Origin of the sequence: Rothia kristinae (genome assembly GCF_016028855.1) — a bacterium.
Taxonomy (GTDB): Bacteria; Actinomycetota; Actinomycetes; order Actinomycetales; family Micrococcaceae; genus Rothia; species Rothia kristinae.
Genome location: NZ_CP065738.1, coordinates 56287 through 70511, shown reverse-complemented (window position 1 = coordinate 70511; position 14225 = coordinate 56287). Strand labels below are relative to the sequence as shown.

At 69.3% G+C, this 14225-nt stretch carries 15 protein-coding genes and 1 other RNA gene; 15 read left to right on the top strand and 1 reads right to left on the bottom strand.

Annotated elements, in window-relative coordinates:
* Positions 1-106 precede the first annotated feature (106 nt).
* The 15 genes from glf to I6G21_RS00245 all read left to right on the top strand — a co-directional run bounded on the left by glf (position 107) and on the right by I6G21_RS00245 (position 13228).
* Positions 107-1294 (top strand): UDP-galactopyranose mutase, encoded by a 1188-nt coding sequence (gene glf, locus I6G21_RS00315; RefSeq protein ID WP_058731270.1) that lies wholly within the window; start codon positions 107-109, stop codon positions 1292-1294.
* Positions 1291-3336: a glycosyltransferase gene (locus tag I6G21_RS00310; protein ID WP_058731271.1), complete on the top strand. Its 2046-nt coding sequence runs from the start codon at positions 1291-1293 to the stop codon at positions 3334-3336. Before glf ends, I6G21_RS00310 begins: the two co-directional genes overlap by 4 nt.
* Complete coding sequence (locus I6G21_RS00305; protein WP_058731272.1) at positions 3333-4208, top strand: ABC transporter permease; 876 nt, start codon at positions 3333-3335, stop codon at positions 4206-4208. The genes I6G21_RS00310 and I6G21_RS00305 overlap by 4 nt, the downstream gene beginning before the upstream one ends.
* A gap of 15 nt (positions 4209-4223) precedes the next feature.
* Positions 4224-5003, top strand: coding sequence for an ABC transporter ATP-binding protein (locus tag I6G21_RS00300; protein ID WP_375542932.1), 780 nt, complete (start codon positions 4224-4226; stop codon positions 5001-5003).
* A gap of 197 nt (positions 5004-5200) precedes the next feature.
* Complete coding sequence (locus tag I6G21_RS00295; RefSeq protein ID WP_058731273.1) at positions 5201-6496, top strand: CpaF family protein; 1296 nt, start codon at positions 5201-5203, stop codon at positions 6494-6496.
* A complete protein-coding gene (locus tag I6G21_RS00290; protein ID WP_058731274.1) occupies positions 6493-7350 on the top strand; it encodes a type II secretion system F family protein in 858 nt (285 codons plus the stop codon). The genes I6G21_RS00295 and I6G21_RS00290 overlap by 4 nt, the downstream gene beginning before the upstream one ends.
* Complete coding sequence (locus I6G21_RS00285) at positions 7347-8297, top strand: type II secretion system F family protein (protein ID WP_174520359.1); 951 nt, start codon at positions 7347-7349, stop codon at positions 8295-8297. Before I6G21_RS00290 ends, I6G21_RS00285 begins: the two co-directional genes overlap by 4 nt.
* 55 nt (positions 8298-8352) lie before the next feature.
* Positions 8353-8571, top strand: coding sequence for a hypothetical protein (locus I6G21_RS00280; protein ID WP_231377069.1), 219 nt, complete (start codon positions 8353-8355; stop codon positions 8569-8571).
* Positions 8572-8573: 2 nt separating this feature from the next.
* The gene (locus I6G21_RS00275; RefSeq protein ID WP_081046092.1) at positions 8574-9044 is read left to right on the top strand and encodes a TadE family protein; all 471 of its coding nucleotides are present in this window, start codon (positions 8574-8576) and stop codon (positions 9042-9044) included.
* A complete protein-coding gene (locus I6G21_RS00270) occupies positions 9028-9462 on the top strand; it encodes a hypothetical protein (protein WP_058731276.1) in 435 nt (144 codons plus the stop codon). The genes I6G21_RS00275 and I6G21_RS00270 overlap by 17 nt, the downstream gene beginning before the upstream one ends.
* Positions 9459-9980, top strand: coding sequence for a pilus assembly protein TadG-related protein (locus I6G21_RS00265; RefSeq protein ID WP_058743449.1), 522 nt, complete (start codon positions 9459-9461; stop codon positions 9978-9980). The genes I6G21_RS00270 and I6G21_RS00265 overlap by 4 nt, the downstream gene beginning before the upstream one ends.
* 224 nt (positions 9981-10204) lie before the next feature.
* Positions 10205-11323, top strand: a complete 1119-nt coding sequence (prfB, locus tag I6G21_RS00260) for a peptide chain release factor 2 (protein WP_058731278.1) — start codon at positions 10205-10207, stop codon at positions 11321-11323.
* Positions 11324-11332: 9 nt separating this feature from the next.
* Positions 11333-11833: an SsrA-binding protein SmpB gene (smpB, locus tag I6G21_RS00255; RefSeq protein WP_058731279.1), complete on the top strand. Its 501-nt coding sequence runs from the start codon at positions 11333-11335 to the stop codon at positions 11831-11833.
* A gap of 104 nt (positions 11834-11937) precedes the next feature.
* Positions 11938-12310: a transfer-messenger RNA gene (gene ssrA / locus I6G21_RS00250) on the top strand.
* A 117-nt stretch (positions 12311-12427) separates the two neighbouring features.
* On the top strand, positions 12428-13228 hold the full coding sequence (locus I6G21_RS00245; RefSeq protein WP_100463041.1) for a DUF4190 domain-containing protein: 801 nt from the start codon (positions 12428-12430) through the stop codon (positions 13226-13228).
* 178 nt (positions 13229-13406) lie between these two features.
* Here the strand turns inward: I6G21_RS00245 and hisN are convergent, their stop codons facing one another.
* Positions 13407-14216, bottom strand: coding sequence for a histidinol-phosphatase (hisN, locus tag I6G21_RS00240; protein WP_058731281.1), 810 nt, complete (start codon positions 14214-14216; stop codon positions 13407-13409).
* Between the last annotated feature and the right edge of the window lie 9 nt (positions 14217-14225).

The following is a 14225-nucleotide window of genomic DNA, read 5'->3' as shown; positions in this document are numbered from 1 at the left end:
GCGCGGTCGGACGGGACAGGGACGGAAGACACCGGCCTCCGGCGGGTTCCCACCTCTTCGCGGGCGGGGGACGTGCCCGGAGCAGCCAGAGCGACAGGAGTTTCGCGTGAACGCAGATCTAGTGGTCGTGGGGTCCGGCCTGTTCGGCCTGACCATCGCCGAGCAGGCCGCCTCCGAACTGGGGCTGAAGGTGGTCATCCTCGACCGCCGCTCCCACATCGGGGGCAACGCCTACAGCGAGAAGGAGGAGCGCACCGGCATCGAGGTGCACCGCTACGGCGCGCACCTGTTCCACACCTCCAACGAGCGGGTCTGGGAGTACGTCAACCGCTTCACCAAGTTCACCGACTACGTGCACCGGGTCTACACCCGCCACAACGATGAGGTCTTCCCGATGCCCATCAACCTGGGCACCATCAACCAGTTCTTCCGCGCGGCCTACGGGCCCGCCGAGGCACGCGCCCTGATCCAGGAGCAGGCCGGGGAGCTGGCGGGCACGGACCCGCAGAACCTCAACGACAAGGGCATCCAGCTGATCGGGCGCCCCCTGTACGAGGCCTTCATCAAGCACTACACCGGCAAGCAGTGGCAGACCGACCCCAAGGATCTGCCGGCCTCGATCATCTCGCGGCTGCCGGTGCGCTACACCTACGACAACCGCTACTTCAACGACACCCACGAGGGCCTGCCCGTGGACGGGTACACCGCGTGGCTGGAGCGCATGGCCAGCCACCCGAACATCGAGGTGCGCCTGGACACCGACTTCTTCGATGAGGACCACGAGTTCTCCCGGACCAAGGTGCTCGGCCAGGTGCCCGTGGTCTACACCGGCCCGGTGGACCGGTACTTCGACTACGCCGAAGGCGACCTGTCCTGGCGGACCATCGACCTGGAGGAGGAGGTCCTGGAGATGCAGGACTTCCAGGGCTGCGCCGTCATGAACTACCCGGACCCGGACGTGCCCTTCACCCGCATCCACGAGTTCCGCCACTTCCACCCGGAGCGGGATTACACCAAGGACGCCACGGTGATCATGCGGGAGTTCTCCCGCTTCGCCGAGAAGGGCGATGAGCCGTACTACCCGATCAACACCTCGGTGGACCGGCAGAAGCTCCTGAAGTACCGGGATCTGGCCGCCGGCGAGTCCGACGTGCTGTTCGGTGGGCGGCTGGGCACCTACAAGTACCTGGACATGCACATGGCCATCGGCTCGGCCCTGTCCATGTTCGACAACAAGATCCGCCCGCACTTCTCGGGCGGGCAGAAGCTGGTCAGCGGAGGGATCGAGGCATGAGCGAGTCAACCACGTCCGGCGCGGCTCACAAGCGCCGCGCAGCACAGCCGATGACGACTCTGCAGCGGGTCATCTTCCCCGCTCCGGAGCAGATGGACACCGTCGCCCTGTACGTGGATTCCGGGCAGACCGCCGGCGTGCAGCTGTCCACGATGAACGGTTCTCTCGGCAGCACGGAGTCCGCCGGCAAGCAGGCTCCGGCGTCCTCCGGGTCGGCACCCGCCGCCGGGTCGGGCTCGGATGCCCACGCCGAGGACTTCATCGACCGCCGCTCCACCCTGGTGCGACCGGGTACCCGGCTGTCCTTCGCCACGTACTTCAACGCCTTCCCCGCCTCCTACTGGAAGCGGTGGACCACGGTCACCGACGTGCGCCTGGCCGTGGAGACGGAGGGCCAGGGCACCATCATCGTGTACAAGTCCAACGCCCGCGGCTCGCTGCAGCGGGTCGCCTCACGGCGGGTCTCCGGCACGGCGTCGTCCACCTTCGACCTGCCGCTGAAGCCCTTCGGCGACGGCGGCTGGTACTGGTTCGACCTCGCGGCCGGGGCGCAGCCGCTGACCCTGCGCGGGGCGGAATGGCAGACGGCGCAGAGCATCGGGCGCGCACCGGGGCGGATCACCCTGGAGATCACGACCCTGAACAAACCCGACTACTGCCTGAACAACCTGCGCTCGCTGGGGAGCAACCCCCAGATCCTGGAGCACCTGCAGGAGATCCTCATCGTGGATCAGGGCACCCGCAAGGTGCAGGACCAGGCGGAGTTCGAAGAGGTCGCGGCCGCCCTGCAGGGGAAGCTGCGCATCATCAACCAGGCCAACCTGGGCGGCTCCGGCGGGTTCGCCCGCGGCATGTACGAAGCCGTGGAGAACGGCTCGGACTACGCGCTGCTGCTGGATGACGACGTCGTGGTGGAGCCCGAGTCGATCATCCGGATGCTGACCTTCGCCGACCTGTGCCGCAAGCCCACCATCGTGGGTGGGCACATGTTCGACCTGTACAACCGCACGGTGCTGCACACCTTCGGCGAGATCGTGAACAAGTACCGGTTCCAGCCGGATCAGCCGGTGGCCGAGCAGGTCCTGGGCCATGACTTCCTGCACGCGAACCTGCGCTCGACGCCGTGGCTGCACCGGCGGGTGGACGTGGACTACAACGGCTGGTGGATGGACCTGATCCCCACCCAGGTGATCCGGGAGATCGGGTTGTCCCTGCCGGTGTTCATCAAGTGGGACGACGCCGAATACGGCGTGCGCGCCAAGGAGGCCGGCTACCACACGGTCTCCCTGCCGGGTGCCGCGGTGTGGCACGTGTCCTGGATCGACAAGGACGACCTCGTCGGCTGGCAGGCGTACTTCCACATCCGCAACCGCATCATCGCGGCGCTGCTGCACTCGCCCTACGAGCGGGGCGGACGCCTGCTGCGCGAGTCTTCCTATCAGGACGTCAAGCACCTGATCTCCATGCAGTACTTCACGGAGGAGGGCCGCATCATGGCCCTGCGCGACGTGCTGGCCGGACCGGATCGGCTGCACGAGATCCAGCCGCAGCGGCTGCCGCAGATCCGCGCGGTGATGAAGGAGTATTCGGACGCGCAGTTCAGCGAGGACATCGATTCCTTCCCCGAGCCGCGCATGGCCAAGCCCCCGCGCAACGGCCGCGGCTTCTCCGCGCCGTCCTACAAGACGCTGGTGCCGTGGGCACTCAAGACCGTGGCCAAGCAGCTGATCAAGCCGGTGGACCCGGAGACCCGGGAGCACCCGCAGGCGCACGTGGCCCACCAGGACAACCGCTGGTGGCGGATGTCCCAGTACGACTCCGCGCTGGTCTCCAACGCGGAGGGCACCGCCGTGTCCTGGTATCGGCGTCGGCCGGAGCAGCTGCGCACCAAGCTGACCGAGGCCACCCGCCTGCACGCCCAGATCCTGCGCCAGTGGCCCCGGCTGCGCGAGCAGTACCGCGAGGCCGCGCCCCGGATCACCTCCTTCGAGGCGTGGAAGAAGACCTTCGACGAGCATACGGACTCCGAGATCACCCGATGACCGACATCAGCGCACGCGAGTTCCAGACCCCCGGCCGCGGCCGGGGGCTCATGGACGTGTTCAAGAACAGATTCCTGCTCAAGCTCCTGGTGGATAAGGAGATCCAGGTCCGCTACCGAGGCTCGGTGCTGGGGATCGTGTGGTCCTACATCAAGCCCGGGGTCCAGTTCCTGGTGTTCTACCTGGCGCTGGGGGTGTTCCTGGGCCTGAACAAGGGACTGGAGAACTACGCCGTCTACCTGTTCTCCGGGATCATCCTCATCAACTTCTTCGGCGAGGCCTTCGGCAACGGGGCGCGCTGCTTCGTGGGCAACGGGGCGCTGATCAAGAAGATCTACCTGCCGCGGGAGCTGTTCTCGGTCTCCACCATCTGGGTGGGGCTGATCCACTTCGTCCCGCAGCTGCTGGTCCTGCTCATCGCCTGCTTCGCGGTGGGCTGGCACCCGGGCCCCAAGCAGATCGGCGCGGCGCTGGCCGGCATCGTGCTGATCTCGGTGTTCTCCTACGGGCTGGGGCTGATCTTCGGGGTGGCCAACGTGTTCTTCCGGGATTCGGAGAACATCGTGGATCTGCTGGTGATGATGCTGACCTGGCTCTCGCCGATCATGTACTCCTGGACGATGGTCCAGGAGAAGGCCAGCGCCTGGCTGCTGCACCTGTACATGATCAATCCGATCACGATCTCGGTGGAGCTGTTCCACTACGCCTTCTGGAGCGCGACCCTGCACGGGCCGGACCCGGCGTCGTGGTACGTGTATCCGCACCTGCTCAGCGTCTGGACGCCGGTGGCCTTCGTGATCGCCTTCGCCTTCGTGTTCCTGGGGGACCTGCTCTTCCGGGCCTTCGAGGGCAACTTCGCCCAGGAGCTCTGATTCGCTGTGTCTTGGATCGACGACGACCCGGAGCTGTCCGCGCCCCGGGAGCCCTATTCCCCCTCCACCGAGCCGGTGGTCATCCGCATCGAGCACGTGGTCAAGAAGTTCGTGCTGCGCCACACCCGGTCGATGAAGGAGGCCTTCGTGTGGCTGATCAAGGGCCGCAAGGGGGACCTCTCGGAGAAGTTCCGCGCCCTGGACGGGGTCTCCCTGGAGATCCACCAGGGGGAGCGGGTCGCGCTGCTGGGCCTGAACGGCTCCGGGAAATCCACCCTGCTGAAGCTGATCTCCGGGGTCATGCATCCCGATGAGGGGGACATCCGCACCCGCGGGCGCATCGCGGGGCTGATCGAGGTAGGCGCCGGATTCCATCCGGACCTGACCGGGCGGGACAACGTGTACCTGAACGGGGCGATCCTCGGGATGACCAAGGAGGAGATCGACGCGAACTTCGACTCGATCGTGGAGTTCTCCGAGATCGCGGACTTCATCGACACCGAGGTGAAGTTCTACTCCTCCGGCATGTACCTGCGTCTGGCCTTCGCGGTCGCGGTGCACACGGATCCGGAGATCTTCCTGGTGGATGAGATCCTCGCGGTGGGCGATGAGCCCTTCCAGAAGAAGTGCATCCGCAAGATCAAGGAGCTCTCCGAGCGGGGGAAGACGCTGGTGGTGGTCTCCCACGACCTGGACATGGTCTCCCGGCTGTGCGAGCGCGGCGTGGTCCTGGAGAAAGGCCACGTGGTCAAGGACGGCGCCATCGAGGAGGCGGTGAAGCACCTGCGCGGCTGATCCTCCCGCGCCTTTCGCTGCCGCCACGGCCTCTCGGGCCCGGCCCCTTCCCGCTGGAGGGGCCGGGCCCGATGCCGTCTCACGGGGGAGGTCGAGCCCGGATCACTGTCCACAGGTATGAGACCGGCCCCTTGAATGTCGGCGGATCTCCTGTATCTTCTCTCTACAAGTGATCCAGGCGACACAAGGGGGAGGTCATGGTCGCTGCCGCCGTCAGAGCTCAGAGCCGGGGCTCGGGTGAGGCCCTGGGCCTCGTCGAGGCCGATGTCCGGGAGATGGTGCGCCGTCAGGGGCTGGATCCCCTCGGCGACGCCGAGCGGGTGCGGGAGCTGATCCGCACGGCCGTGCGCGAGTACGAGGAGAAGGCGGCGATGAGCACCTTGCCGCCGCTGGGCGAGGCGGAGGAGGCCCAGCGCCGGCTCAACGACGCGATCACGGGGTTCGGGCCGCTGCAGCCCTACCTGGATGACCCGACGGTCGAGGAGATCTGGATCAACGCGCCGGATTCGGTCTTCGTCTCCCGGGGTGGGGATTCGCAGCTGACCGGGATGCAGCTGAGCCCGGAGGGCATCCGGCACCTGGTGGAGCGGATGCTCAACAGCTCGGGACGGCGCCTGGACCTGTCCAGCCCCTTCGTGGACGCCTCCCTGCCGGACGGCTCCCGGCTGCACGTGGCCATCCCGGACATCACCCGCACGCACTGGTCCGTGAACATCCGCAAGTTCGTGGCCCGCGCCCGCCGGCTGCAGGATCTGGTGGGCCTGGGCTCCCTGTCTCCGGAGGCCGCCCGCTTCCTGGACGCGGCGGTGCGGGCGGGGCTGAACATCCTGGTCTCCGGGGCGACTCAGGCCGGGAAGACGACCATGCTCAACTGCCTCACGGCCAGCATCGGCGCCCGGGAGCGGGTGGTCACGGTGGAGGAGATCTTCGAGCTGAAGGTCCCGCTGCGCGACGTCGTGAACATGCAGTGTCGCCAGCCCAATCTGGAGGGCCACGGGGAGATCCCCCTGCGGCGTCTGGTCAAGGAGGCGCTGCGGATGCGCCCGGACCGGCTGATCGTGGGGGAGGTGCGCGAGGCGGAGGCCCTGGACATGCTCATCGCCTTGAACTCGGGGCTGCCGGGGCTGTGCACGATCCACGCGAACTCCGCCCGGGACGCGGTGACCAAGATCTGCACCCTGCCCCTGCTGGCCGGGGAGAACATCAGTAGCCAGTTCGTGGTGCCCACCGTCGCCTCCTGCTTCGATCTCGTCGTGCACTGCGGGCGGGAACCGGGTGGGACCCGACGGGTCCAGGAGATCCTGGCGATCGGGCAGCGGGTGGAGAACGGCGTCATCGAGACCTCGCCGATGTTCCGCAGGATCGGCGGGATGGCCGCGGAGCTGGTGTGCACCGCCGCCGAGGTGCCCAGCTCCCTGAAGTTCGAGACCCGCGGGATCGGCACGGAGGGTCTGCTACCCGCGGCGGATCTGTCCGAGGAGGCGGCCCGATGAGCGCCGCCGTCGGCCTGCTGCTGGGCATCGGGCTGCTGCTGGTGTGGAGCGCCTGCTGGACGCGCCCGACGACGACGCGGATCCGCCCGGTGCGCACCTCCCGGATCCTCGTGGCCCTGCGCCACGCGGGGGTGGATCGGGTCTCGGTGCGCGGCTTCCTGGGGCTGTGCGCCGCAAGCTGTCTGGTGTGTGGGCTGGGCGCGCTGGCGCTGACCCAGATCTATGCCCTGGGTGCCTGCGCGGCGGTGCTGGGGGCATGGGCCCCGTGGGGGCTGGTGGCCTGGCAGGCGCGGCAGCGCGATGCCCGGGTGCGCCGGCTCTGGCCGGATGTGGTGGATCATCTGCGCTCCGCGATCCGGGCCGGGCTGTCGCTGCCGGAGGCGATGATCCAGCTGCAGTACCGCGGTCCGGAGCAGCTGAAGCCGGCGTTCGCGGCCTTCGCCACGGATTACCGGGCGACGGGGGACTTCAACGGGTGCATCAACCGCTTCAAGGAGCGGATGTCGGATCCCATCGCGGATAACATCGTCGAGGCCCTGCGCGTCACCCGCGAGGTCGGCGGCACCGATCTGGGCAGACTCCTGGGCACGCTGGCGGGTTTCCTGCGGGAGAACAGCCGCACCCGGGCCGAGCTGGAGGCCCGCCAATCGTGGACGGTCAACGCCGCCCGACTGGCCATCGCCGCCCCCTGGATCGTGCTGCTGCTCATGACCACGCAGCCGGCCGCCCTGCAGGCCTACAACTCCCTGACCGGGTACGTGGTGATGCTCGGCGGGGCTGGGATCTCCGTGCTGGCCTACCGCCTCATGCTCCGCATCGGAGCGCTGCCCCCGGATCGGAGGGTGCTGCGATGACGAGCACACCGCTGTCCGCGCTGATCCTGCTGGGGCTGATGCTGGCCCTGGGGCTGGGGCTGATCTGGGCCGGGCTGCCGCAGCGGCGCCGGATCACCTTCGCGGAGCGCGTCGCTCCGCAGCTGCGCTCCGCGGGCCTGCGCTCCTCCCTGCTCAGCGAGGCTCCCGACGCCTCCGATCTGGGAAACGCCTTCGTCCGGGTGCTGCGACCCCTGGTGCAGCGGCTGGCGGCGGGCCGGCTGCTGCGCGGAGGACCGGCCGAGACCCGAGCGCTGCAGCGGCGGCTGATCAAGGCCGGGGCTCGGATCTCCCCGGTCGAGTTCCGCGGAGAGCAGCTGATGTGCGCCGCGGCCGCAGCGGGGGTCGGGCTGCTCCTGGTGGCCCTGGGGTGGGCGAACCACGTGATCGGCGCGCTGCCCGGTCTCGTCCTGGTCGGGGTGTGCGCGGTGTGCGGGTTCATGATCCGCGATTACTTGCTCTCCCGCCGGATCACCGCCCGCGAGAAGCGGATGCTCGGGGAGTTCCCGGTCATCGCGGAGCTGATGGCCCTGTCCGTCACGGCGGGGGAGTCCGCGCTGGCGGCCCTGGAGCGGATCTGCCGCAGCTCGGACGGCGAGCTCAGCGAGGAGTTCCGCAGCGTGCTGGCCGACGCCCGGGCGGGGGTCGGTGTGGTCGAGGCGATGCAGGCCTTCGCCCAGCGCATCGACCTGCCCTCCCTGTCCCGCTTCGTCGACGGGATCACCGTCGCGATCGAACGCGGCACGCCCCTGGCCGATGTGCTGCGCTCCCAGGCCCAGGACGTCCGCGATCAGGCCAAGCGCGACCTCATGGAGGTCGCCGGCAAGAAGGAGATCGCGATGATGGCCCCCGTCGTCTTCCTCATCCTCCCGCTGACCGTGGTCTTCGCCGTCTTCCCCGGTCTCGCAGCGATCGACATCGGCCTGTGAGACCCCTTCAGAGCTTCCCCATCCATTACCCGACTGTCCCGGAAAGGACGACATCATGAGAACCCTCCGCACCCTCACCCTGACCCTGCTGGCCGCCGTGCACGCGCTGAGCCTGCGGCTGCGTCCCCAGCCCGGGGAATCCCGGGACCGCGGGGACGTGCCGGGCTGGGTGATGATCACGATGATGAGCGCCCTGCTCGTCGCCGCCCTGCTGGCCATCGCCATCCCCGCGCTGACCGGCATGTTCAACAACGCCATGAGCAAGGTGGGCTGAGCATGGTCCGCGGCGGCCCCGGCGCCGCCTCCCGCGGGATCCGCGGCGTCGGGCAGCGGCCCCGTGCAGGCCGCGGTGTGGGAGGGCCGGGGGCGGATGCGGAGGGTGACCCGCAGCGCGGCTCGGCCGTGGCCGAGTTCGTCATGGTCAGCGCCGTGCTGATGCTGCTGTTCATGGCCTGCCTGCAGATCGGCTTCGCCCTGCACGTGCGCAACACAGTGCAGGACGCCAGCTCGACGGGCGCGCGCTATGGGGCCCTGCGCGACCGGACTCCCCAGGACGGCGCGGAGCGGACCCGGGAGATCCTGAGCGCCTCCCTGCCGCAGCGATACGCCCAGGATGTGCGGGCCTCGGTGACCTCCGACGGCGCGCAGCGCGTCCTGCAGATCACGGTCGCCACGCCCCTGCCCGTCCTGGGACCGTGGGGACCGGCGGAGGGGATCGAGGTCAGCGGCCATGCGATCCTCCCCTGAGCCGCGGGGCCGGCACGCGGCCGAGCGGGGCAACGCGATCATCGAGTTCGTCTTCCTCGCCGTCATGCTGATGATCCCGACGGTCTACGCCCTGCTGGCCATCTCCCACGCCCAGTCGGGGGCCTACGCGGCGGTCGCCGCGGCCCAGCAGTCCCTGCAGGTCATCGAGGCCGGGGATCGCTCGGAGGTCTCCGGTGCCGCGGCGCAGGAGGCCGCCCGCTTCGCGGCCCGCGACTACGGCGTGGACCCGCAGCAGGTGAGCGCCGAGCTGTCCTGCGTCGGAGACTGCTCGGGCCAGCGCAGCATCCGGGTCCGGGTCAGCGTCGGGGTGGATGCCCCGCTGCTCGGCTGGGTCTCGGATCGCGGTGTCATGACCATGACCTCGGAGCTGGCCTCCTGGGGAGGGAAGTACGAATGAGCATCACCGACCGCATGACGCCCGCCGGAGGCCGCCGTGCCGGAGCACCGCGGGCGCCAGGCACGGTGAGTCGGCGGCGGGCCGGCACCCGGGGCGAGGAGGCGGAGCGCGGAGCCGTCGGGGTCCTGGCCCTCGGGCTGTGCGTGATTCTGCTGCTGCTCAGCGTCACCGTCATGGCCGTCAGCTCCGTGTACATCGAGCAGCGCAAGCTGCAGCTGCTGGCGGACCAGTGCGCGGACGCCGCCACCACTCGGGTCGCCGGCTTCGATGCGGACGGAGCTCAATCCGGGGTCATGCTGGATCCGGGACAGGTGACCACGGCCACGCAGGAGGTGATCGGAGGAGTCGGCCACGGGGTGGATGCCGTGGCCATCGCCCCGGGCACCGGGGCCGTGGACGCGAGCACCGCGAGGGTCGAGCTCACGGCGCGAGCCCACCCGCCGCTGGTCGGGTGGGTCGTGCCCGACGGGGTGCGGATCCGGGCCGAGAGCAGCGCCCGAGTGGTGCTCACCCGCTGAGTCGTCGTTCCGGAGCAAGGGGCCAGCTGAGCGGATCGGGTGAGCTCGTCCCGGCGCGCCGACGCCAGATCCCGGTTCGCAGTGACGGTGACGGGCGGTGGTGAATGACGCCTTCGGAAAGATCCCCGCCGGGGACTCGACGAGCGTGCTGATCGCCTCGGCCGCCCACGAGACCCCGGAGTCTTCGGGGCCCGCCCAGTCGGCATCGGCTAGAATGGGGCCCTATGGCTTCCACCGACTTCACCGCCGAGATCCAGCAGCTGCGGGACACGTACTCCCAGATCGAGCAGGTCAGCGACGTCCCGGCCCTGCGCGAGGACATCGCCCGGCTCTCGGAAGCCGCCGCGGCCCCGGATCTCTGGGATGATCCCGACGCCGCCCAGGCGGTCACCTCCCAGCTCTCGCACAAGCAGTCCGAACTGGAGCGGCTGACCCGACTGGGCGGGCGCATCGAGGACCTGGAGACCATGGTGGAGCTGGCCGCGGAGGAGGACGCCCCGGAGATGCTCGCCGAGGCCGAGACCGAGCTGGCCTCGATCTCCAAGGCGCTGACGGACCTGGAGGTCGTCACCCTGCTCTCCGGGGAGTACGACCCCCGTGAGGCCGTGGTGACCATCCGCGCCGGGGCCGGGGGAGTGGACGCCGCGGACTTCGCGGAGATGCTCATGCGCATGTACCTGCGCTGGGCGGAGAAGAACGGGTACCCCACCAAGGTCCTGGACACCTCCTACGCCGAGGAGGCCGGGCTGAAGTCCGCGACCTTCGAGGTCAAGGCCCCCTACTCCTTCGGGCGGCTGTCCGTGGAGGCCGGCACGCACCGGCTGGTGCGCATCAGCCCCTTCGACAACCAGGGCCGGCGCCAGACCTCCTTCGCCGCGGTGGAGGTCATCCCGCTGATCGAGCAGACCGACTCCATCGAGATCCCGGAGAACGAGATCAAGGTGGATGTGTTCCGCTCCTCCGGGCCCGGCGGGCAGTCCGTGAACACCACGGACTCCGCGGTGCGCATGACCCACATCCCCACCGGCATCGTGGTGTCCATGCAGAACGAGAAGTCCCAGATCCAGAACCGCGCCGCCGCCCTGCGCGTGCTCCAGTCCCGCCTGCTGCTGCAGCGGCGGGAGGAGGAGAACGCCAAGAAGAAGGAGCTGGCCGGGGACGTCAAGGCCTCCTGGGGGGATCAGATGCGCTCCTACGTGCTCAATCCGTACCAGATGGTCAAGGACCTGCGGACCAATCACGAGCAGGGCAACCCGGCGGCCGTGTTCGACGGGAACATCGAGGACTTCATCGACGCCGGGATCCGCTGGCGGGCCGGGACCCGCCACGAACAGAACGACTGAGACCGAGGAATGGCAGCGACCAAGAAGAAGAAGGGCCTGCGCGAGACGGCCGACGGGCGCCAGGTCATCGCGACGAACCGCCGGGCCCGGCACGACTACAACCTCATCGACACCTACGAGGCCGGCGTCGTCCTGCTGGGCACCGAGGTGAAGTCCCTGCGCGACGGCGGGGCCTCCATCGTGGACGGCTTCTGCCAGTTCACCGGTGGCGAGCTGTGGCTGGAGAACATCCACATCGCCGAGTACGGGCACGGCTCCTGGACCAATCACGCCGCCCGACGCCGCCGCAAGCTGCTGCTGCACCGCACCGAGCTGCGGCGCCTGGAGCAGAAGGGCAAGGAGACCGGCTACACGATCATCCCGCTGCAGCTGTACTTCCGGGACGGGCGGGCCAAGGTGGAGATCGCCCTGGCCCAGGGCAAGCGGGAGTACGACAAGCGCCACGCCCTGCGCGAGGCGCAGGACAAGCGTGAGGCCCAGCGGGCGATGCGCTACCGGAACCTCGGCTGAGCCCCTTCCCCTCCGCGCGTCGAGGCGGTAGAGTAGGAGGAACCGCATCACCGACGGGCCCTCCGGTCCCGTCGCGGTGCGGATGCTGATTGAGAATCGCATACGGGGATGATCGGTTTCGACGATGCCAGCTGCGGCAGGTGAAGCGGGCCGAGAACGCAGAGTCATCTCGTTAATGTCCTCTGCACACCAATAAGTGCCAAATCTGAAAAGCGCACTGACTTCGCTCTCGCTGCGTAAGTAGCCTGAGCAGTCTGCTAGCCCGGGGTCGCTTCCGCCCCGGTTCCTAGCATCAGCTGAGGAAGCCACTGCTCCAGTCCCTCTCCGCAGGGGGCTGGGGAACACTCATGCGGATAGGTTCGGCGGCAACCCGTGTGCGGGAGTGCCGGAGCCGAGAACACCGTGACGCACACTGCGCCCGGAGAAACCCTGCCAATCCTGCATCGGACCGGGGTTCGATTCCCCGCATCTCCACCCCGTCGCCGTGAGGCGCGGCGTCGTTCCCGTGAGGGATCGATGCCGCGCCTCACGGTCGTTAAGGCACCCTTTCGCCCCGTACCCACACCATCCCGCGACCACCTTCCAGGAGGAGCCATGACCGAGAACCCCCGCGATTCCCAGAACGACGCCGCCGGGACCCCCGGCGAGAGCGCCTCGACCCCACCCCGATACGGCCAGGCCGCCTCCGAGCGCACCGGCGAGGAGCAGGCGAGCTCCGGCCAGACTCCCTACGGACAGGGCCCCTCCGGACAAGCCGGCGGCGGCCAGCCGCCCTACGCCCCGTACGGCTACGGGCAGCAGCCCTCCTCTGGTCAGCCTTCCTACGGCCAGAGCGGCTACGGGCAGAACAGCTATGGGCAGAACGGCTACGCCTCGAACGGCTACGGACAGAACGACGGCCAGTCCTCCTACGCCCCGTACGGCTACGGGCAGCCCTCCCAGACCGGTCCCGGCGTCGGCGCGACCTCCGCCCCGCAGGGCTACGGCGAATCCTCATCCTCCGGATACCCCGCCGCCTACGCCCCGTACGGGGCCTCCTATGGGGTGCCGGGCTCCGTCGGTGGACGCCCGGCCGGCTGGGGGCTCGGACTGGCTTCGCTGATCTGCGGCGGGGTCAGCCTCGTCTTCTTCTGGCTCTACCTGCCGATGCTGGCCGCGATCGCCGCGATCGTCCTGGGCATCCTCGCCCTGCGCGCGGTGGGTCGCTCCGGGACCCGCGGCGGCTCAGGGAAGGTCATGGGCATCATCGGTCTGTGCACCGGCGGCCTGGGGCTGATCCTCGGGATCCTCATGATCGTCCTCGTCGCGGCCCTGTACGCCGAGGTCTCCGAGGAGTGCGGCTCCCCGGATTCGTACGGCTACGAGCAGTGCGTCCAGGACGGCATCGGCATCTGACCCGGTTCGACCCGGGAACCGCAGCGACCCCCGCGCCCCGTGAGGGGCGCGGGGGTCGCTGCACACTCGGGAGCGGGCGGGTTTCTGTTGAGATGCGCTGTTGGTGCTTCAGATGCGTCCCGCCGTGCGGTATCTCAGCACGATCCCCGGCTTCTCACGCATCCGGTATCTCAGGGGGTCAGTCCCGGGACTCGGCCCGGGTGCCCAGCAGATCCAGGGCCGCCTCGTGCAGGGCGCCGTTGCTGACCAGCGCGCTGCCCCCGTGCGGGCCGGGGGTGCCGTCCAGGGCGGTGAAGCGCCCGCCGGCCTCGGTGACGATCGGCACCAGGGCGGCCATATCGTGCAGGTTCAGCTCGGGCTCGGCGGAGAGGTCCGCGCTGCCTTCGGCCACCAGGCAGTGCGACCAGAAATCCCCGAAGCCGCGCACCCGCCACACCGCATCCGTCAGCTCCAGGAACCGCTCCCGCAGCCCCAGCTGGCGCCAGCCGCTCAGCGAGGAGAAGGACAGCGAGGCGTCGGCGAGGTCGGTGACCTCCGAGACCCGGATGCGCTGGGCCTTCGCCAGAGACCGGCCGGTGTACGCGCCCGAACCCGATGCGGCCCACCAGCGCCGCTGCAGGGCCGGGGCGGAGACCAGACCGACCACGGGCTCGCCCTGATCCAGCAGCGCGATCAGCGTCGCCCACACCGGGACCCCGCGGACGTAGTTCTTCGTCCCGTCGATCGGGTCGATGACCCACTGGCGGGGGGAGGAGCCGCTGGCGCCGAACTCCTCGCCCAGCACCGCATCCCGGGTGCGGGCCCGGGCCAGATGCGAGCGGATCAGCTGCTCGGCCTCGCGGTCCGCCTCCGTCACCGGGGTCAGATCCGGTTTGGTCTCCACGGTGAAGTCCTGGGCCTGGAACCGCGCGAGGGTGTAGCGGTCCACGGCATCGGCGATGACGTGCGCCAGGCGCAGATCGTCGTTGTAGGGGCTGGTCGCAGTCATGGCCACCAG